Source organism: Arsukibacterium ikkense (assembly GCF_000987775.1).
In the GTDB taxonomy this organism is placed as follows: Bacteria; Pseudomonadota; Gammaproteobacteria; order Enterobacterales; family Alteromonadaceae; genus Alishewanella; species Alishewanella ikkense.
On sequence record NZ_LAHO01000003.1, the window covers coordinates 203,974 to 226,154 of the forward strand.

Genomic DNA, 22,181 nt, shown 5'->3' on the forward strand with positions numbered 1-22,181 from the left:
TTTTCAGAGCACAGCTTTGAACAGCTGGTTCTACCTAACATACAAGGTCTTGTCTGCTGCGCAGTGTAGTGACTATTGTAGCGCTTTTGAAGCACTATTTCCGGCTTTTGTGCTGGTTAAACCAGTGGTTTTTAAGGCTTTTGACAACTTATTCAGTTCACCTAAATAGAAAATGGCCTTTCGGCCATTTTCATGTTTAAACATGCAGAAATTAATTTCTGCTGTTATTGATTTTTTCGCCAGAACAGTGCGGCCAATGCCGGCAATACCACTATAGCGCCCAACATATTTACGATAAACATAAAGGTCAGCAGGATACCCATATCAACCTGGAACTTTAAGGCAGAGAATACCCAGGTACTTACGCCAATCGCCAAAGTAATACCGGTAAAGAGTACGGCACTGCCCCGCTCTTTTAACGCTTCGAAATACGCCTGACGTAACGGCATGCCGTCCCGTAGCATCTGGCTCATACTCGACAGAATATAAATGCCATAGTCGACACCGATACCCACACCCAGCGCAATAACGGGTAAAGTTGATACTGTTAAACCAATCTGTAGTTTGGTCATAAGCGCGGTTGCTAATACCGATACGACATAAAGGGGTACCACCACAGCGATAGTGGCCCGCAATGAACGGAAACTCAGTAAACACAAAATAATAACCGCACCGTACACATACCACATCATTGGTTGCTGGGCCGCAGCGACTGCCTCATTAGTGGCGGCCATCACGCCAGCGGGGCCAGATGCCAGCATAAAGCGGGTTTGCTCGTCGCCCAGTTCAGCGCCATATTGCTTAGCCGCCGCAACAACCCGCTCAATAGTTTCGGCTTTATGGTCTTCTAAGAACACCATAACCGGCATAACTGAGCAATCCGCGTTTAGCAACCCGGTGCTGGTTTCTACCCTGGAGCTGGCTTGCACCAGAGATTGGGTGTTACGCGGTAATACCCGCCACTTCTGGTTACCTTCGTTATACGCAGCATTAATGCTTTTTGAAACTGAGGCCAGAGATACCGCAGATTGCACACCGGCTACGTTTTCCATCAGCCACTGGAACTGATCAATCCGGTTCATAATGCCGTGCTCAGTACAGGCACTGGGCACGGTTTCAACCATGATATTGATGTAATCAACCGAGATAGCAAAACGATCGGTGATTAAAAAAGTATCCTGGTTATAGCGCGAATCTTCATGCAGTGACGGCGCACCGGCATGCAAATCACCAATTTTCAGTTGCTGGCTTTGCCAGTAACCGGCCGCAAACAGCAGCGCCGTAATTGCGATAATGCCATAAGCAAACCTTTTGGTGGCAAAGGCTGATAATGCATACCAGAACTTATCGGCTTTTACTGAAGGGGCGGCAACTCTGGCTTTATAGGCGGCACTGAACTTCACATAAGACATCAGCACTGGCAGCAAGATCAGGTTAGTCAGAATAATAACGGCAACACCTAAACTGGCGGTAATGGCAAGCTCTCTGATCACACCAATTTCAATGATTAACAGCGTTAAGAAACCAATAGTATCAGATAATAACGCGACACCGCCGGGCACTAATAATTTACGGAAACTGGCTTCAGCAGCTGTTTTGGCATCCATCCCTGCCGCGACGCGTTTGCCCGTCGAATTAATCATTTGCACGCCATGGCTTACACCAATGGCAAATACCAGGAACGGCACCAGAATCGACATGGGGTCAATCCCAAAGCCCAATACCGTCAACAAGCCCATTTGCCACACTACCGCAATCAGCGAACAGGCAATTGGCAATATTGTTAACATCACCGATCTGGAAAAGAAAAACACCATTAAGGTGGTAACTGCAATAGCAATCAGAAAGAACAGCACGACACCTTTGGCACCGTCAGCAACGTCGCCCACCATTTTGGCAAAACCAATGATATGCACGCTGATCTGATCGCTCTGGTGCTTGCCCCGAATATCCTGCTCCAGCGTGGCAGCAAAGGCCAGGGTATCGACCGCAGCGCCTGTTTCAGGATCGATGTCCAGCAACTGGGCGGTTATCATGGCGCAGCTGTAATCGTCTGCCACCATCCGGCCAACAATACCGGCTTTTTCCACGTTCGCTTTTACCCGGTCAAGGCCGCGTCTGTTGGCAACAAAGTCAGCTGGAATAACCGGACCACCGGCAAAACCGTCTTCGACCACCTCAATAAAGCGCGTACTGGGGCTAAACAGTGACTTCACCAATACCCGGTCAACGCCAGAGGTATAGAGTACGTCATCATGGGCCTGACGAAAGGTTTCAAAAAAAGTGGGATTAAAGATATCGCCGCTGGCGTCACATACTGCTACTAATACATTATTGGCGCCGCCAAAGTCTTCAGCATGCTGTAAATAGGTTTGCATGTATTCATGCTTTAGCGGAATATTTTTGGTAAAAGACGCATCCAGCTTGATGTCGGTCGCTTTTACCAGCAAGCCAACAGTAACCACCAGAAACACCAGCAACACCATAAGGCGATGCCGGAATAATGCGTATTCAAATTTATTAACCAGCGAATTTACACTCATATTATTCAGACTTATCCAGGTTTAAAACTTTAATGCCAACCTCGGTAACCAGTAACATCCGGTTTTGCAGCACCAGGCCATTTAAAATAGCTTTGCCATCAGCTTCGGAGCGGTCAGTGAAGGTCAGACCGTCATCCCGGCTTTGCAGTAACGTGCCGGCGTTGCCTGCCAGATACACGTTACCGGCGTTGTCACTAAAGACACTATTTAATGTGGCTGACTCGCTAATTTCAACTTGCTGCCAGCTTTGTCCATTGTCGTCGCTGCGAAATACATTGCCGCGTAAGCCTACGGCTAACAAGCCCATTTCCGGAGTACGATGCAAATCAAATAATGAGCCGTTATAAAATTCTTCCATGCGCAGCCAGCTGTTGCCAAAATCAGCACTTTTGGCAATAAAGCCTGCTTCGCCCACCATATATAAGGTATTACCATCGGCAAACAGTCGGTTAAAGTGCGGCAATATTGAGCTTAGCTCTGAACGGTAGCTATCGGGATCGGTTTCTTGTAAGTCGAGCAAATATTCTTTATCGTCTTCGGCGGCTAATTCTATAAAGAAAGACTGCTCCCAGCTGTTGCCGCCATCAGTGGTGGTATAAAACAAGCCATAGGCTCCCACTGCAATGCCATGCTGGCGGTTACGAAAATACACATCTAACAGTGGCTTATCCGGCTCGGGGAAAAACTGCTGCACTTGCCAGCTGGAACCGCCATCTGTAGTGGCCAGGATAGCGGCGTCATGGCCAACCGCCCAGCCATGTTGTTCATCAACAAAATAAACGGCATTTAAATTACTTTGCAATGGCACGCTGGCTTGTTGCCAATCGTTGCCGTTACGACTTAATAGAATGTGGCCACGCTCACCTACTGCAACAAAAAAATTGCCACTCACCTGGCGAATGTCAGTTAACAACGATTTTTCTGCAAGCGGCATAATATAAGCCGCCTGGTACCGCAAGTCCGGTTCATCAGCTATTACCTGTGACGCCATGGCTAACAGTAACGCACTGTTGCCAGCCAAAATAAGTTTTTTCAACATAAGAAGCGTAACTACTCTTTAATTAAGTGTGCTGTAAAATTGTCTGCCGTTTGCCAATGCATGTTGGTTTAATGGCAACAACAGATATTCAAAAAAAAACGGCCGGCTTACGCCAGCCGTTCTGTTAAGCCTGCAAGTTAACGAACACCCTCACGGCGCAGTGCCGCTGGCGTAAAATCGTTATCTGAAAGACTTACCGAGAAGTCATACATTCTGTCCTCATTATCCAGACCGATAGCGATGTAACGGCGAGAATTAAGGTCATGATACACTTCCAGCGTACTCCAGTGAGTGGGTACTTCATAATAGTTCAAGCCATGCGCTACCGCTACCCGGTACATATCACCCCGGTTATCATACAAGTCAGCAATGTGGATCTGCCAGCTGTCTTCATCGATATAAAATACCCGCTTGCCATACACATGGCGCGTGCCAGATTTTAAGGTTGCTTCCACTACCCACACCCGGTGCTTCTCCCAGCGCACATAATCTGGGTTAATATGACCTGGCATCAGAATATCGGCGTATTTAGCATCTTTACTGTGCAATTTATAGTCATTGTAGGCAATGTACATTTCCTGCTTACCTTTCAACTCCCAGTTATAACGATCCGGTGAACCGTTAAACATGTCAAAGTCGTCGGTAGTACGCAGGCCATCTGACGCAGTACCCGGGGCATCATAAGCCACGTTTGGTGCACGACGTACCCGGCGTTGGCCGGTATTGTATGTCCATGCCTGACGCGGTGTTGCCACTTGATCCATGGTTTCATGCACTAACAAGGCAGTACCCGCCAAACGTGCCGGCGATGTGACACTTTGTTTAAAGCGGAACAAAATGTTTTCAGCTTCCAAAGCGTCAGGCGTCGCATCCGGGTGTGAGTACTTAAACATGATCTGCTCATCGAAACCGATAATAGTATAAGCACCATTGGCTGTAGGGGCAGCCTGGCCACCATTACGGCTGGCCGCAACGCCACGATAACGGACAATATGGTTCCAAATCGCTTCCAAACCAGTAGCTGGCATTGGGAACGGAATACCAATGGCGGCGTTTATTAAGCCGTTACCGCCCTGCACTAACTCCGCTTCAGTGGCAATTTTCTTAGTCGCATCATAAAAGTACTGCGGATAAGACGCACTGCGGCGGGTTGGGTACACGTTCATTTTGAACGTATCGGGATAAATATCAAACAACTGGATCATGCCGGGGCTTAAAAAGTTCCTGTGCTCTGATACGTTCGATTTATCAACCGTAAACTGAATAGCATCGTCAGCAAACGGATTCGGATGATGGTCGCCTGGGGTATAACCTGCCGGCGCGCTGGTAATACCGCCGGTCCATGCCGGTATAGTACCATCTGCGTTTCCTGCTTTCTCGGCGCCTACCGGTGTCAAGTCATTACCTAACCTGGCTGCCTGCTCAGGCGTTACTTTTGCCAGAGCGCTGCAGCTAAACACCAGCGCAACAGCAGAAGATAATAGGGTGAGTTTTTTCATAATTGGCTCTCGTCCCTTAAATAGAGTATTTAATATTAAAAGATACAAAATCACGGTCGGCAACGTTATTAGTCGTCCCTTTACCGCCCCAGAACCAATTGTACGACAATTCACCTGACCACTTACTTAGGTAATCAAAACTTACCGCATAAGCTAGTGATTTTCTGTCTTCAACAAACATAAACAATGGATCTGGCGTAATGCCGTTCACGTCATGCGCAAACACAATTCGCTGAGATAAATTTACACCGGCGAACACGTTGTTGTAATCGGCTTTAGCAAGAATACGATAGCCCCAGGCTGACGCAGTTGGAAACGGATTGGTTTCCGGTCCATCTGACAAACCAGTATGCAGACCCTGTGAAGGGCCATTAACCCCAATTAAAGGGCCACCGCTACGGTCTGTATTCGGGCCGTTTAAGCGTAATACGTCGTATGAAGGCATGTCGCTGATCCGGATACCCCCTACTTCGCCCAGCATGGTAAAATTGTCAGCACCTAGCATTGGCCCGAATAAATGGGTAAACGTCATCTGTGCCTGTACTGTGTCGCTTAAGATATAACCCTGAGCAAACTGGCCTGGCCCCACCTTATCACCGATAAAACGGCCAATTTGTGAAATGCCGCCTAAATCAGGACGCAACCCCGCGTTAGCAAGTTGCTCTGGCATACCCGCATACAGAATTTCCACATCATCAATTTGCAGCGGCTCGTCTTTACGGTAAGCAATCTCACCAGCAACCGAAGTACCGCCTAAGGTTGTGTTAAAACTAAAGCCATACAACTTAATATCTTCTGGATATTCAAGTAATGCCTGCGAAAACATACTCATATTGGCGATGTTATCGCTGGTAATCTGGCCCTGATTTGCTGCCATATAGCCCAGAGATTGCAGCACCCCTAACAGCTGGCCTGACTGCGGGTCAGCGCCAACCCTGAAGTCTGACGCAATACCGGATATTACCGGTACCCGGCTATGGTAATTCATGTAATACAATGCAAATTCAGTATCATTCAAATCGGCTGAATAATATTCAAATTTAATACCGTACTGGCCACCATTTTTAGGCTTAACTTCACCGGCACTGCCATCGGGACGCAAGGTAACTTTGGTAGGATAAGCAATGGCCAGGTTCACCGCATCAGCTCGCTGTTGCGCAGTACTGTTCGGATTAGTAATAACCTGCAGTAACTGAGGCGCAAACATCGATAAGGTGTTCATTTCGCCCACCAGGAAATCCATATCGATATCCGGGTTACCGGCAAAACCCAACTGCACATTTTGCGCATAGCCACCGCGACCAGCGAAATCGTTAGTTGAGAAGTAACTGCCGGGAACTGGTAAATAGCTTTGTTCCCAGTCGTACTGGTAAAACAGTTCAGTTGACAGGTTATCAGTTAAACCAATTGATAATGTCACCATCCCAACCGGAATAAAGGCTTCTTTTAAATCGGCACCAGGTGCCCGCAGAATACCAACATCCACTGGCGTGATATTAATGCCGTGAGGAATAAAGGTGCTTTCGCCCCAGCTCAGTACCTGATTACCGACTCTGATCGAGACCGGATTCATGCCGTCGTTAAAGCTGAAGTTGCCATAAACGTAAGCATCTAACAGCCTGAAATCTTTACAGGCCAGCTCGCGGGCACTGCGATCAGAGCATGGATCTACCCTGTTGCCACTTAACGGGTTGGTATAAGCCGGATCTTTATCAGCAACGGCAAAATCGTAAAAATACATAAAGCGGGTAAACAGACCAATATTGTCGCCACTGATCGATAATTCATGCAAGCCCTTAAACATGCTGCTGAACATGTCGCCGCGGTCATAATTCAGATTACCTGCATCGCCATTGCTAGAATAAGCGCCTGGCTGCTCCCATATCTGCGAGTTGGCATAAACGCTGTTAAAATTGGGGTTACCGTTGCCGTCCAGGTAATAGCCATAACCTGTCCAGTCGAACCGGGGATGGTTTACTTTTGAAATTGTATCCCAGTTGCGCTCTTCAGTACGAATGCTGCCACCGTAAGAAAAGGTTGAATCGAATACAACCTGAAAATTGCCAACATTAAAGGTTGCTGCTTGCGCAGGCACTATGGACAACGCCAATAATGCAGATGCAACCCCCAAGGCTAACGGACTTTTATAAAAAGTATTAGGCCTTCTATTCATCTTGTGATCTCCCCCCTGTCCCTGCAGGTATGTTTTATGTCTTTTTAATTATTATGCTGAACCAACTGCTCGGAGCTCAGCTTGCATCACAGAAATAATTACATCATTTTAGGGTGTTAGCAAGGCTTCTGCTTGCGTAAATGTGTTGATTTTAATTCAATTTTTACTTATCGACGCTTGAGCCGATTAAGAATATCGCATTTTCAGTTTAATCGCCGTCTCAAGCTTGGAATAGCTATCTCATAAGCTAATGAAATTAAAGGTCAAACCAGATAGAACTGCAAACCTTTGTTTCAATCCACCGTTTAAAGTAATAACTCTAATTAATTTTTTCCAGTTGCTGAAAAGCCCCGTTTTCAAGTAAAAATAGCCGGAAACGACCACGAAGCCCTAAATCAGAAAAAAACGGTTGAAAATGTTTCAATGCCAGCTGGATCCGCTCTCCCGAATCTGCGGTAACGACCACATAACGAAGCTTGCCCTGGTAATACTGCAGGCACTTTTCCTTCGCCAGATAGGCATTAAACAGATACTGTCGTTTCATGGCAGGCTTTTAGTTATTTTCTCAAATAAATCATTACTTAATGTTGGTTTAGCAGCGAGTTGCTGTAACTGCTGTAACAGATGTTGCCGCCGCTCGCCAGTAAAGCGCTGCCAGGCCAGTAAGGGGGTAACCAATCTTGCAGCAACTTGCGGGTTAATCGCATCTAAGGTGATTATTACGTCAGTCAGACAACGATACCCCTTGCCATCCTGACGATGAAACTGTAACGGGTTACGCATACTAAAGGCACCATATACTGCCCGCACCCGGTTCGGGTTTTTCCAGCTAAACAGCGGATGCGTCGTCAAGAGGGTTAAACTATCGAAAACGTCGTCGGCAGGATTTGCGGCCATTAATGCAAAATATTTGTCCATTACCAGCACATCATGTTGCCATTTTTTGGCAAAATCCGCAGCATGCTCATTGAAACAGGTAAGCTTGGCTTGCTGCGCTGCAGCGAGCGCCGCTATGCTATCAGTCATATTGTCTGCATTGTGATAATGGCCGGTAATAAATTCAGTTCCGCGATCGCCCAGCGCCAGATAGCTCAGACAGCGGTTCCTCAGTGCTCTGGCGGCAACGGCCTGCTCAGTGTAGTGATAAGGTGCTGTCTTTATTGCCTGATAACATTGCTGCCAGTCAGCAGCCAGCAATGTTGCTAATTGCTGTTTTATCGCCGTCAAACTGCTGAGAATGGCATCAACCGGGATCTGCTGATACTGCTCTGCCAGGGTGTCATAATCTGGCAGGTTTAATAGCTCAGCCGTCAGCGCCATGTCTGCCAGTGGCTGCGCTAACCATTGACGCATGACAGTTAACAATGCCTCAGGCAGCTGCAACAAGGCTTGCGGTTGCGCTATCTGCTGTCGGATCAGGTTCGACCAAAATACCTGCATCGCGTCCCAGCGGGCAAAACCGTTCGCAGCCTGATCGGCAATCAGCAATAGCTGAGGCAGCTGATAATCTTGTTGTAACTTCACCGGCGCCGAAAAGTTTTCCCAGACAATCACCGGTTCACTCTTCACACCGGTGAAATTAAAGACCTCATCAGACTGGCGCAACACAAGCAGGTGTTGCTGATCTACCACCTTATCTTCACTTAACAGCTGTATTTGCAACGGAATTAACAACGCCTGCTTGTTGGCTTGCCCGGCTGTGGCAGCAGTATGCTGACTTACGCTAACTTTCAGCGTAGCGCTATCAGCGTCATACTGCTGATTCAGTGTTACTGTCGGGGTTCCCGCCTGACTGTACCAGAGGCGAAATTGCATTAAATCAACGTTATTTGCATCTTGCATGGCACTGATAAAATCATCACAAGTCACCGCCTGGCCATCATGTCGCTGTAAATAAAGCGCCAGCCCACGGTTAAAACCAGTTTTGCCGAGCAATGTTTGCAGCATCCGGATAACTTCTGCGCCTTTGTCATACACAGTGACGGTATAAAAGTTATTCATCTCCAGCACTTGTTCCGGCCGGATGGGATGCGCCATAGGCCCGGCATCTTCTGCAAACTGGGCGGTGCGGATCAGCTTAACCGCGTCTATCCGGTTCAGGGTCGCCGAGCCCATATCTGCACTGAACTCCTGATCCCGAAAAACCGTCAGCCCCTCTTTCAGGCTTAACTGAAACCAGTCACGACAGGTTACTCTGTTACCTGTCCAGTTATGAAAATATTCATGGCCAATAATCGATTCAATATTGAAATAGTCTTTATCAGTCGCAGTATTGTCATCGGCCAGCACATATTTGCTGTTAAAGACATTCAGCCCCTTATTCTCCATGGCACCCATATTAAAGAAATCGACAGCGACGACCATGTAAATATCTAAATCATACTCGAGGTTATACCGGGTTTCGTCCCAGCGCATGGCGCGTTTCAGCGCGGCCATGGCAAAGCCGCCTTTACTTTGCTGGCCGGGCTCAACAAACAATTGCAAGGCAACATTGCGCCCGCTTTGGGTCACAAAACTGTCGGTAATACAGGCAAAATTGCCAGCAACCAGCGCAAACAAATAACAAGGCTTAGCAAAAGGGTCGTGCCAGCTAACCCGGGTTTTACCATTTGCCAGTTGTTCGGTAGCAATCTTGTTGCCATTGGCCAGCATAAATGGATAATCAGCTGCATCAGCAATAATATGGGTGGTATAAACCGACAATACGTCTGGCCGATCGGGATAATACATAATACGCCGAAAACCTTCAGCCTCGCATTGGGTGCAAAACACCTCGTCTGCCAGATAAAGCCCTTCCAGCGCCGTGTTATCTGCAGGGTTAATTTCAGTAATAATTTGCAGGCTAAATACGGCGGGTACATCAGCAATTATCAGGTGATCCGCCGTCAGCTGATAACGCTCAACAGGCAGTTCAACGCCATCCAGCGCAATATAGTGCAACCCTAGTTGCTGGCCATCCAGCACCAGCGGTGCCCCCGCAGTTTGCTGGGTAACCTGCATTAGTGCGCTGACCCGGGTAACCGTTGCGGCTAATTCAAATGTCAGTTCAATTTCAGGAATTAAATAATCCGGTTGCCGATAGTCGGCCAGACTGCGGCTGCTACGTGCTGAATTACTGCTCATATTCACTCCTGCTTAGCGCATCTGCGTCAATTTATATCATGCAGTACAAGCCTGATCATTATCAGGCACTTTATTGGCTGTTAACTTTTCAATTCTGCTGTTGGCTGCTCGGCAGACGGCGGGGTCAGCCGCAGGATCTTAATGCCAAGATAAGCGTATATAATAGACAACAAGGGGTTAATTAAGTTGAAAAATGCATAAAATGCGTAGTCTAACGGGCTGACTCCCAGTACACCATGCATATAAGCACCGCAGGTATTCCAAGGGATTAACGGGCTGGTAATGGTACCGCCATCTTCCAGCGAGCGGGACAGGTTCACCGGCGCCAGACCACGACGCTCATATTCCTCTTTAAACATCCGCCCCGGCATCACTATCGACATGTACTGATCTGCGGTCAGAATATTAGTAACAAAACAGGTTGCTATGGTACTGGTAATTAATGAGCCCGTGCTGCGGGCGAAATACAATATCGACTGCACAAATTTCCGTAATAAGCCTATTTTCTCAATGGTGGCACCAAACATCATGGCGCAGAAAACCAACCAGATTGTGTTCAACATGCTGGCCATGCCACCACCACTGAGTAAATCGTTCAGGTTCTCATCACCCGTTTCAACGGCAAAACCAGCATAAAAGGTATGCCAGACTAGTTTAAATACCGCCACGGCTGCCGGTATACTGCTGTCGATAAGTTGCGCCAGCAATTCCTGCTGAAACAGTACAGCCCAGACTGCCCCCAATAAAGCACCAATAAAAACCGTTGGAAACGCCGGCACTTTTTTAATTGCCATCGCTAGCAATACTAGCAGCGGTACCAGGGATACCAGGCTGATAGCAAAATGCTGCTGCAACACTTCACTTATCTGCGCGATACGGGCAAAGTCAGCACTTATTTCACTGTTAAAGCCAATTACCGTAAATAACAATAACGCCAGAATAAAGCTGGGCACAGTGGTCCAGAGCATATGCCGGATATGTTCAAATAAATCAGCACCGGCAACTGCGGGTGCCAGGTTAGTTGTTTCACTTAACGGTGATAATTTATCGCCAAAATACGCGCCAGAAACAATAGCGCCAGCGGTAATAGCCGGCGACAGCCCCAGACCGGACGCCACACCGATTAACGCTACACCAATAGTGGCGGCCGTGGTCCATGAACTGCCAATACTCATTGCCACTATACCGCATAGCAAGCAACTGGCGGCATAGAACCAGCTGGGGCTTAAAAGTTGTAAACCATAGTAAATAAGGGTGGGTACCGTTCCCGACAGCATCCAGGTACCAATCAGCGCCCCTACCGACAACAGTATTAACACCGCGCCCAGCGACAATGAAATGCCCTTCACCATGGCTTTTTCCATCACTTGCCATTGATAGCCATTTTTCAGGCCAATAACCACCGCCACTGCTGTCGCCATAAACAGGGCTATCTGATTTGGGCCATAGGACGAATCACTGCCAAACAAATAGACCGAGGCTGACAATAAAATAATCAGCACAATCAGCGGCAATGCCGCATCCAGAAAGCTTGGATGTTTTTCAGACATTAAGGTAACTCCATTTAGCAAAGGCGCCGGTAGCGCCCTTCATTATTATTATTAGGGGCAGGACTTGCTACGCATACTTATAAAGACCGATAAAACATCAGCAGAATAATCACCGGACATACAAACTTGACATACCAGGGCCAAATTCGCCAGAAAAGACTATGCTCCGCCTGTGCATCACCCTTTTTCAATTCTGCTAAAATACTGTTTCTATGCCAGATCCAGCCAGCAAAAATACACAACATTAAGCCCAGCAATGGCTGACTGTAGCGGGTTGTTAAGGCAATAACAAAACCGAAAAGCGTATCAAAGTTAAACAGGATAAGGGTGCTAAGCGAGAAAATAATAGCTGCAATCAACCAGACTGCTTTATTGCGGGCGACTTTACGATTCTCAACCACATAAGATACCGGCACTTCCAGCATCGAAATTGAGGATGTCAGGGCCGCTATCGACATCAGCAGGAAAAAAGCAAAAGCAATGATCAGCCCCGCCGCGCCCATGGTGGCAAACAGCGCCGGTAGTACAGTAAAAATAAGGGTATCACCAGCTAACAATTCGCCGTTTTCTGCAAAAATCTGCACACCATTATGCAGTGCCACGTACATCGCCGGAATAATCAATAACCCCGCTAACACCGCCACTCCAATATCAACCAAAGCCACTGAAGCACCCAGTTTGGGCAAATTTTCTTTGTGACTGACATAGGAGCCATAGATCAGCATGGTCCCTACCCCCAGTGACATTGAGAAAAAGGCCTGCCCCATAGCACTGATCAGCAACTGCGGGTTAAGTACTTCTGCAAAGTCAGGCAGCAGGTACACTTTTAATCCGGTTAATGCGCCCTGCTGGGTCATAACATAAGCAAACAGCAGTAACATTAACACAAACAAGGTTGGCATTAAGCGTACCGACCAACGTTCAATTCCGTTGACGACCCCACCGCTGACAATGCCAACAGTCAGCAACATAAAAATACCACAAAACAGTATGTTGCGGTAGATTGACGAACCGAGCAACCATTGCGACAGCTGGTCAAAACCAACGAAACTTGCCACTGCCTCAACGGTATAGGCCAGCATCCAGCCACCGACAATGCCATAGAAAGCTAAAATCAGTGACACTGTGGCAATGCCCCACATACCAACCCAACGACCTGACTTGCCGTTGCTAACTTTACCTAAGGCATCAACCACATTGGACTCGGTGGCGCGACCAATTAACAACTCGGCCATTAACACCGGATATGCCAGCACAAAAGCCAGAATCAAATACATCAGTACAAAAGCGGCACCGCCATTACTGGCAACCTGCGATGGAAAGCCCCAAACGTTACCCAGCCCTACCGCCGAACCAGAAGCAGCCAGAATAAAGCCTAGCCGTGATGAGAACACACCCCGAGTTGTCATAGTTAACCTTTATAATTATTATTTATTTTTATCAGCCTAACAAAAAGCGGTAATAAATACCGCTTTTGCCGTTTAAATGAAACTACTTATTATTTTTTTGCCAATCTGCTAACCATTAATAAATCTGCAGTGATACTGGCAGCTTCTTCCAGGAAAGGATCAAGTTCGCTGATAAGTTCAGGTGCATCATCTACCGACTCCACTTGCGGTAATTCAAACCGGGCCAGCCGCTCGTTCAACCGGGCAAGCTGTTGGGCTTTCTCCTTATCCCGCTCACTGATCCGTACAGCTTTTTTCAGCGACACTGTCTTATCATTTTGCCGTTGTTGATAATCATCAATATCAGAGAGTAAATAGCTGAACTCCTGCTCTTTACCGATCCGTTGCTGATGTTTCTCCAGCAGCACAGGTACCAGCACTTGCATATCATTCACGCTGGCATAATTTGCTGAGTTGATGGAGTCCCATGGTAAGGCAAACTGTTCCTTACTCTCGCCCCACTCCGCCGGGTCTATTGCCGTTGGGAAATGAATATCCGGTATGACGCCCTGATGCTGGGTGCTACCGCCATTAATCCGGTAAAACTTGGCAATAGTGTACTGCACACTGCCAAGCGGCTCTTCAAACATATCATAGATGCGACCCAGGCCACGGTGCTGCTGCACAGTACCTTTACCAAAGGTTTGTTCACCAATAATTAAAGCACGGCCATAATCCTGCATCGCTGCCGCAAAAATTTCAGACGCTGAGGCGCTGTAACGATCCACCAACACTGTCAGGGGGCCATCATAATAACTGATACCATCGGTATCTGCAGACTCTGACACCTTGCCATCGCCCTGACGAATTTGTACGACCGGCCCGCGATCTATAAACAGGCCGGTTAATAAGGTTGCTTCCTGCAGTGAGCCGCCACCATTACCGCGTAAATCAACGATAACGCCATCTACTTTCTGCTCTTTTAACTCAACCAGCAGCTTCTTAACATCATCTGCCAAATTGTTATAAAAACCAGGAATGCTGATCACACCAATATTATGTTCAAGCTGATACAGCTTAGGCTGCAGCACTTCTGCTTTGGCGGCGCGGTCTTCCAGCCGGATTTTATCGCGTACTATGGTGACAACGTCCGCTTTATTAGACGCAATATCATTACCGCCTAACACCTGCAACCGCACCGTGCTGCCTTTAGGGCCTTTAATTAAGTCAACAACATCATCCAGCCGCCAGCCAATAACATCAACAAAGTCTTTTTTATCCTGGGCAACCCCAATAATGCGATCTTTGGGTTTTAATTTCTGGGTCTGATCCGCCGGACCGCCCGGCACTAAACTCTGAATTACCGTGTAATCTTCCTCGGCCCGCAGCACCGCGCCAATACCTTCCAGTGATAAATTCATTTCCTGCTGAAAACGATCAGCATTGCGTGGTGACAGGTAAGAGGTATGGGCTTCAATGGCCCGGCCAAAAGAATTCATCACTAACTGAAATACATCTTCACTGTTGGTCTGGCTCAGCCGTTTTTGGCTGTTGCGATAGCGTTTGGTCAGAATATCGCGAATTTCATCATCGGTTTTGCCGGTCAGCTTAAGATTAAGCGCATCAAACTTAACCCGCTGGCGCCATAACTCGTTCAGCTCTGCCTGATCGACTGGCCAGTCGGCCGCTTCGCGGTCATAGTGATAAACATCATCCGTCGTAAAATCGAATTCCTGCGCCAGCAAACTAATTGCATAATCAAAGCGCTCAGCGCGGCGTTCCAGCGTATGGTTAAACATATCAAAGGCAAAATTTAAATTACCCTTGTTTAAACCATCATCAAATTGATCCCGAAAGCGCATAAAGGAATCAACATCCGCTTTTAGCAACACATTGCGAAAGTAATCGAGATTTTTAAGGTACATATCAAAGATACGCCCGGACAACTCGTCATTAAGTTGCACCGGCATATAATGGCTACGAGTAAACAGCGCTGTTATCCTTTTGCTGGCCGTAGCATGATGAGATGCCTGGGAAACAATCGGCAGCACCAGACTGTCTTCTGATTTCTCTGGCTCAGCCTGCGCGGCGAAAGCCAACATTAAACTTGCCGCTAAAATGGATAATTTCTTCATAAGCTACTCTGTATTGGTCAGGCCTGAAACAAACTTTCCCGACGAGTTTTTACCACCATACCAGACGCCAGTTGCACGGTGACATCGTCCTTACTGACTTCCAGCACAGTTGCTGTCATCGGTGACTGGCCTAATTTAACCAGTACCGAGCTACCCGCTTTAAGCTGCTCAGTGGCAACAGCCTGCAACACAGGCGCTACCACAGCCGGAGTAATCGGCTTTGCCACAGCTTTACTGCTTAACGTAGTGCTGTTAGAGCTGCTATTTGCCGTTTTGTTCGGCTTTTTTTTGAAAACAGGTTTTTCTGCTGCCGGTTTCGCTTTGGCTTTTTGCTCAGCAATACGCGCTTTGCGCAGCTCAGCCGCTTTTTGCTTACTGTCAGTTAAGGTGTTAAGTGCGTGATCTGCCTGCTGTTGGTCAATCTGCTCGCCGGCTTCACCTTGTAAGTTTACGCGCGCAACACCTACCTGGATTGCTTCCAGATAACGCCAGCTCGAGGTATACACCCGCAGCGCCTGACGCAGCTGGGTTTTACTCACCAGATTATCCTGCTCCAACTGCACAGCGAGATCTTGGAAAATACCAATTTTAAGTGGCTTAGCTTCACCTTTGACACTGAAACAAAGTGGGAATTTTTCAGCCAGATACGCCAATACTTCCTTGACGTTCGCTAACTTGCTTACGTCTGCCGGGCTATCGGTTGTTGCCGCTTCTGTGGTCATGCTTGGTGGTGTGTTTACAGCTTCAGTGGAGGTTGTCATTAAGGTTTCACTCTTCTTCATCATCTACATCAATGTCTGCTGATTCTGATTCTGCCGCTGCAGCTTGCTCAGCATCGTCAATGCCCAATTCAATTTGTTGGCGCATAAATGTTAACGCCCAACCGATTAATTCATCTTCATCCACATCAAGCAATACGGTGTCAGCACCTAATTGTTGCCAGAGTTGTGGCATTAATTGTTCAATCTGTGCCGTTGCCAGCTCGTCTGGTAAAGCATCCCACACCACATGAATAATGGTATTTATGCGGTCAGCCACCAGTTCTTCTTCACCATCCCAGTCACCAACCTCAGACAGATTTAACAGGTAATCCTGCACCGTTAGCTGGTCTTTCATACTAAGCCGCTGAGCCGTGGAGCAAACAGTTCTGCTAACTGAGTTAAGTACTGCTGATCAATATTGTCAAAACGCGCTAGTTTAGGGCTGTCAATATCCAGTACTGCAACAACCTGGCCATTGCTATGCAGTGGCAACACTATCTCAGAATTACTGGCGGCATCACAGGCTATATGGCCCTCGAACTGATGAACATCTTCAACCAACTGCACCTCACCGGTGGCAACCGCCGTACCACAAACCCCTTTTCCTACCGGGATCCTGACACAGGCCACCTGGCCCTGAAAAGGCCCCAATACTAACTCACCGTCGCGCATAATATAAAAACCTGCCCAATTTAAATCAGGCAGGCTGTTAAATAACAGCGCACTAAGGTTTGCCATATTGGCGATTACATCAGGTTCATCGGCTATAAGAGCCTGGGCTTGCGCTAACAGCAAGCTATATTGAGCGTTCTTTTCGCTAGACATCAATTCGCGGTTTCTGGTTAAAAGTATCAAAGACACTACATTACTTGGTTTGCCGGTTAATTTAAACCTTTTTAGTGTGAAACACTGCCTCAACCAGCATGAATTCTGAAGCGGCTGCACAAAACTGGTTATAAATCATCCAAAGCCTGGCGCTGTTGCAGCATCTGACGTGGATTTGCCGGGTAATAGCAGGCAGCAGTTTGCGGTTGATGCTCGAAGAACCGGGTATCTTTGTAGGGCAATTTCATAAAACCACCCACCCCCTCACCACTGATCAGCGGCACTTTACGCAGAATGCTTTGTAACAAGCCGGCAAACTGCGCTTCCACGGCGTTATCCAGCAAGCGGTAATAGCTGTGTACCTTCATATACAGTGGTGTCACTTCAAAAATAATGCAGCCGGTATGACGTAACAGATTTAAGCGGGCGATATCATCCATAATGGCATCGGGCAATACCAGCTGCTCATCAGGATCCTTACCATCTTCAAAGTACGAATGCTGCTTACTGGCATCTTCCTGGCTTAACACACTTGCCAGTTGGTAGTGGATCCTGGCCTGTTCCGGCACTTCAAAAGGCACTGTAGTACTTTCCCGGCTGATATGGATAGTATTGCGGGCGTCAAATAAGCAGGCCTTAAAAACCCCTAATTTACCAATAGCCCGCCCCAGATTAACCACATTGTTAACCGCGTGACTAAATGCCACCTTTAAGCTGGCATTGTATAAATTTAAACTGGAATCAATGTATACCCCACTGGCTTGCCAATGAATGGCCAGCCCGCCCACCACCGGATAACGCGCCAGGCGACCCACCGCAGCAATAAAGGCTTTTTCGGTATCGCCCATTCCCTCCAGATAGTTTTTGTAATAACGCTCCAGTTGTACGTCATCAACATAATGTAAATCTGCATCTGCCTGATGCTCCCGTAAAAATGATTTACGAGACGAGTACACCACCGTATCAAGCTCCAGTGTCTGCTCACTGCACCACACCGGCAATAACGGCGTATCAGCCAGCAACGGAATAGCAGGCAGCACCAGCTTGCTAAGCTGCGGCATCCGGCTGATAAAATAATCACCGGCCTGCTGGCGTAAGCTGCGATCATCCGCCAGCATACTATCTAGCAGCGTGGCAAACTCTACCGGCAAACCTAAGCTGCGCGCCGGAATAGCCAGCCGGCCAAAGCGGCATGACTGGGCAGATGCCAAAGCATACAAGGTACTGGCAACCCCCTGTTCATCAAAACGCGGGCTGGACAACTCGCCTGCACGTTGCTCGGGCCCGATAAAATACACGTCGCCCATTCTGGCATTAGAGTGCTGTAAATCCGCCGACATTAATTGCATCACATTATTGGCCAGAAACTGGCCATGGCAGTCCAGCTGCGCGTGCACACTGGAGCCCCAGTCAATTAAGCTGATTTTGCCAGTAGCTTCGTCAAACACCAGGTTAGAGGGTTTAATGTCACCATGAATGATGGGTAAGTTTTGGCTGGCGGGATGCGGCTGACGCAAAAAAAGCAATAGCTCGGCCAGTTGCACGGCAATATCTATTAACAACCGCACCGGCAAGCGCCCTACTTGCAAACTGTATTGTTCTAAGTCTATGCCGGGCGCACGGCCCATCATTAAAATACCCTGTTTTTTTATCACCTGATAGGTGATAAAAGGCGGTACAGCCGGGTGTTTAACCAATGACAGCATATAAGCCTCATCCGCCAGCCGCTCCTGGATATGCTGGGCTAAATTAACCCGGGAAAACTTAAACACATAAGATATGTTGTCCTGGCCAAAACCGGCAAAAGCAAAACCATAAGCGCCTTTGCCAATAAGCTCAATTTGCCGGTAACCCAGTTTCTCTAGTTCTTCAATACACAGCGCTACCCAGTCTTTTAATTTTTTAGCGTCGTTAGCGTTAAGTAAATAAACCGATTGCTCTTCGGGTATATAGAAATTACGCAGCTGGTTTTTATCGGCTTTATCAGGCATCAGCTTATTATCCGCTGCTAGGCTATAACACAGCGCTGCTGCGCCCACTGGCGCAAACTGGCCACCCGCTCAGCCATCACCACCGACAGCGGCTGCGTTTCAGCCAGCTCTGAAACTAAATGATTCAGACTAAACCCCTCGCCATCACTGTGCACCCGATATGTGGCACTGACCACCGCCTGCTCCAGTTCAGCGCCGGAAAAACCTTGCGCCATCGCAACACATTGCTGTAGCTCAGCGTCAGTCAGGGTCAGGCCGCGCCGGGTTAAATGTAATGCCAGCAAGGCTTTAATTTGCTCGTTATCGGGTAAATCTACAAAGAATATTTCATCGAAACGGCCTTTGCGTAACAACTCAGGCGCCAGTTCATCAATATTATTTGCCGTTGCCACCATAAATACTGCTGTTTTCCGCTCAGCCATCCAGGTTAGCAAGGTGCCTAACAGTCGACGGGTCACGCCATTGTCGTTATCGCCGCCAGCCAGCCCTTTTTCTATTTCATCTATCCACAGCACACAGGGCGCCATCGCATCTGCCTGTGCCAGCGCCTGGCTAAGATTTTTTTCAGTCTCACCAATGTATTTATTATACAGCGCCGCCATGTCCAGCCGCAGTAGTGGCAATGCCCAGCCGCCGGCTATAGCTTTAGCGGCCAGACTTTTACCCGTGCCCTGCACCCCTGTCAGCAGTAGACCTTTGGGCGTGTCCGGGCCGTTTTTGATAAATGCCTGTTGCCGCTGCGCCAGCCAGCGTTTTAGATTGCTCAGGCCAATCACATCATCCAGCTGCCGGGTGTCGTACACCTGACTTAAGGTACCGGCGCTTTGTAACAAGTTAAATTTAGCGCGATTGATCCTGGGAATATCGGCGGGCGTAATAGCGCCATCATCCACTATTGCTTTATAGGCCAGCCGCTTTGCTTCATCGAAGGTTAAACCGCGTAAATTCTGTACCAGGGCACTGACATCCGGCGCGGCCATCTCCACCAGCTGACCATGCTCCTTGCTATATTTATCAGCCGCTTCGCTGATCATCTGCCGTATTTGCTGATCGCCTGGCAATGACAACTGAAAGCGATAAGTTAACCGCGCCAGCTCTGGTGGGGTATCTAAGGCGTAGCTTAACAAGATAAGGGTATGGCCTAAGCTATCATGGGCCTGGGCAATTTCTTTGATAAAACGGATATGGCGTGGCTCATGTAAAAATGGATGAAAATCACACAGCACGTAAATACCGGGGCTGCGGGTACCTTTGATCTGTGCCAGCAATTGCGCCGGCTCGGTATTAAAGGCTTGCGGGCTACTTTCCCGATCGGTGCGCAGCAAACCATCAGTGATGGTCCACTGGAATACCGGCCGCATTAAATTAACGGCCAGGCGTTTAATCAGCGCCAATGCCCGCAGCTCTTCGTAAGTTTCAATAATAATTAACGGGCTTTTTGCCTGAACCAATACCCGTAAATCTTCAAATTCGTACATGTATCTTCCTTGTATCAGCCATCGCTGCGGCTATAAAAAAACCCACTAGCATCGTGGGTTTTTAGCAGAAACACAGCAGCTTGCCAACTGCTTAAATCATATTAACCAGCATGGCTGATGGCTGTTCCAGATACTGCTTCCATAAATTGGTGAAGCGGGCAATGGTACCACCGTCAATGATCCGATGATCACCTGACCAGCTGATCTGCATCAGTTGTCTGGCTTCCACCTCACCTTTGGCGTTAAAACGCGGCAATGTTTGTACTTTACCCAGCGCCACTATCGCCACTTCAGGCTTATTGATAATGGGCGTGGCCACCGTGCCACCTATAGCGCCAATATTAGAGATGGTAATAGTGCCGCCTTTCAGATCTACCGGGCTAACCCGCCCTTCGCGCGCAGAATCAGTTAAGCGGCTGAGCTCACGGGCAATATCAATAATCGATTTAGCCTGGCAGCCTTTTACATTCGGCACCAGCAAACCTACTTTCGAGTCCACCGCCACGCCGATATTATGCTCACTAAAGTAGCGCAGCTCAGTGCAATCAGCATTAGGCTGGCTATTCATCACCGGGAAGTCTTTGATTGCCAATGACATCGCCTTCATAAAAAATGGCATCATGGTTAACTTAACGCCTTGTTTGGCATAGCTGTCTTTCAGGCTCAAGCGCAGTGCAATAAGCGCAGTTAAATCAATTTCTTCACAGTAGGTGAAATGCGGGATGCTGGCTACTGAATCAGCCATTTGCCGGGCCATCGCAGCTTTAATGCCTTTAATCGGCTCAACCCGATCAGCATTAGCTACTGCTGACTGGCTAGCCGATGCGTTGCTCTGTGCTGCAGCTAAGCGGCTGCTTGTCTGCGGCTGAGTGCCATTGGCAAAGGCTTTGACATCTTCTTTATATACCCGGCCTTTTTCGCCGGACCCAGCTACTTTGGCAAGGTCAATATTAAGCTCCCGGGCCAGGCGACGCACTGCCGGGCTGGCCAGTGCTTTACCGCTGGCAGCACTTGCCGTGGCATGACTGACGCTCTGCTCGCTGGCACCATGCTCGGCTGGCACAGGGCGCTGAGCGGGTGCTGTGGTATTAACAGCGACAGCCTGCCCGGCAATTTGCATCGCAAACAATGGCGAGTGCACCTTGGCAATTTCACCTTTGGCATAATACAGCTTACTGACTACCCCGGAATATTTCGCCGGAATTTGCACCAGGGCTTTGTCAGTCATCACATCACACACCGGCTGGTCTTCAACAATGCTGTCACCTTCTGCCACCAGCCAGTCGACAATTTCACATTCCACTATGCCTTCACCAATATCCGGTAAAATAAAGTCTTCCGTGCTGCTTGCCGGTTCACACATGTTTTTCACAGTACTTACGCTGGGTCCGGTTGCTGCGGCGTTAGCTGGCTCAGCGGCGCTAACCGGGCTGTCAGCAATTTCCATGGCAAATAGCGGTGCATGCACTTTGGCAATTTCGCCTTTAGCGTAATACAACTTGCTGACCACACCGTTATGTACCGCCGGAATTTGCACCAGGGCTTTGTCAGTCATCACATCACACACCGGCTGATCTTCAACAATGCTATCGCCTTCCGCCACCAACCAGTCAACGATTTCGCATTCAACGATACCTTCGCCGATATCCGGCAGTATAAAATCCTGTTTCATGCTG

15 protein-coding genes are annotated in these 22,181 nt (G+C 48.2%); all 15 read right to left on the bottom strand.

Annotation, left to right across the window (positions count from 1 at the left end; translation table 11 throughout):
- Positions 1–224: 224 nt before the first annotated feature.
- Positions 225–2,543 carry an efflux RND transporter permease subunit gene (locus WG68_RS04610; protein WP_046556473.1) on the bottom strand — a complete coding sequence of 773 codons (2,319 nt, stop codon included), beginning with the start codon at positions 2,541–2,543 and terminating at the stop codon, positions 225–227.
- A gap of 1 nt (position 2,544) precedes the next feature.
- Positions 2,545–3,582, bottom strand: coding sequence for a WD40/YVTN/BNR-like repeat-containing protein (locus WG68_RS04615; RefSeq protein ID WP_200897536.1), 1,038 nt, complete (start codon positions 3,580–3,582; stop codon positions 2,545–2,547).
- Positions 3,583–3,719: 137 nt separating this feature from the next.
- Positions 3,720–5,081: a DUF1329 domain-containing protein gene (locus tag WG68_RS04620; RefSeq protein WP_046556474.1), complete on the bottom strand. Its 1,362-nt coding sequence runs from the start codon at positions 5,079–5,081 to the stop codon at positions 3,720–3,722.
- Between the two features lie 16 nt (positions 5,082–5,097).
- Positions 5,098–7,254 (bottom strand): DUF1302 domain-containing protein, encoded by a 2,157-nt coding sequence (locus WG68_RS04625; RefSeq protein WP_046556475.1) that lies wholly within the window; start codon positions 7,252–7,254, stop codon positions 5,098–5,100.
- A 319-nt stretch (positions 7,255–7,573) separates the two neighbouring features.
- Entirely contained in the window at positions 7,574–7,798 is a 225-nt protein-coding gene (locus WG68_RS04630) for a DUF2835 family protein (protein WP_046556476.1), read from the bottom strand.
- Entirely contained in the window at positions 7,795–10,377 is a 2,583-nt protein-coding gene (gene pepN, locus WG68_RS04635; RefSeq protein ID WP_046556477.1) for an aminopeptidase N, read from the bottom strand. Before pepN ends, WG68_RS04630 begins: the two co-directional genes overlap by 4 nt.
- Before the next feature lie 80 nt (positions 10,378–10,457).
- Positions 10,458–11,927, bottom strand: coding sequence for a Na+/H+ antiporter NhaC (gene nhaC, locus WG68_RS04640; RefSeq protein ID WP_046556478.1), 1,470 nt, complete (start codon positions 11,925–11,927; stop codon positions 10,458–10,460).
- A 77-nt stretch (positions 11,928–12,004) separates the two neighbouring features.
- Positions 12,005–13,336 (bottom strand): sodium-dependent transporter, encoded by a 1,332-nt coding sequence (locus tag WG68_RS04645; protein WP_046556479.1) that lies wholly within the window; start codon positions 13,334–13,336, stop codon positions 12,005–12,007.
- 89 nt (positions 13,337–13,425) lie between these two features.
- Positions 13,426–15,450, bottom strand: coding sequence for a carboxy terminal-processing peptidase (gene prc, locus WG68_RS04650; protein WP_046556480.1), 2,025 nt, complete (start codon positions 15,448–15,450; stop codon positions 13,426–13,428).
- A gap of 17 nt (positions 15,451–15,467) precedes the next feature.
- Positions 15,468–16,211: an RNA chaperone ProQ gene (proQ, locus tag WG68_RS04655; RefSeq protein ID WP_046556630.1), complete on the bottom strand. Its 744-nt coding sequence runs from the start codon at positions 16,209–16,211 to the stop codon at positions 15,468–15,470.
- A 7-nt stretch (positions 16,212–16,218) separates the two neighbouring features.
- Positions 16,219–16,566: a hypothetical protein gene (locus WG68_RS04660; RefSeq protein WP_046556481.1), complete on the bottom strand. Its 348-nt coding sequence runs from the start codon at positions 16,564–16,566 to the stop codon at positions 16,219–16,221.
- Positions 16,563–17,036, bottom strand: coding sequence for a GAF domain-containing protein (locus WG68_RS04665; protein ID WP_046556482.1), 474 nt, complete (start codon positions 17,034–17,036; stop codon positions 16,563–16,565). The genes WG68_RS04660 and WG68_RS04665 overlap by 4 nt, the downstream gene beginning before the upstream one ends.
- A gap of 128 nt (positions 17,037–17,164) precedes the next feature.
- Positions 17,165–19,027, bottom strand: a complete 1,863-nt coding sequence (locus WG68_RS04670; RefSeq protein WP_046556631.1) for a protein kinase domain-containing protein — start codon at positions 19,025–19,027, stop codon at positions 17,165–17,167.
- 17 nt (positions 19,028–19,044) lie between these two features.
- Positions 19,045–20,505 (bottom strand): AAA family ATPase, encoded by a 1,461-nt coding sequence (locus tag WG68_RS04675; RefSeq protein ID WP_046556483.1) that lies wholly within the window; start codon positions 20,503–20,505, stop codon positions 19,045–19,047.
- A gap of 91 nt (positions 20,506–20,596) precedes the next feature.
- Positions 20,597–22,177, bottom strand: a complete 1,581-nt coding sequence (locus tag WG68_RS04680) for a dihydrolipoyllysine-residue acetyltransferase (protein WP_046556484.1) — start codon at positions 22,175–22,177, stop codon at positions 20,597–20,599.
- Positions 22,178–22,181: the final 4 nt, after the last annotated feature.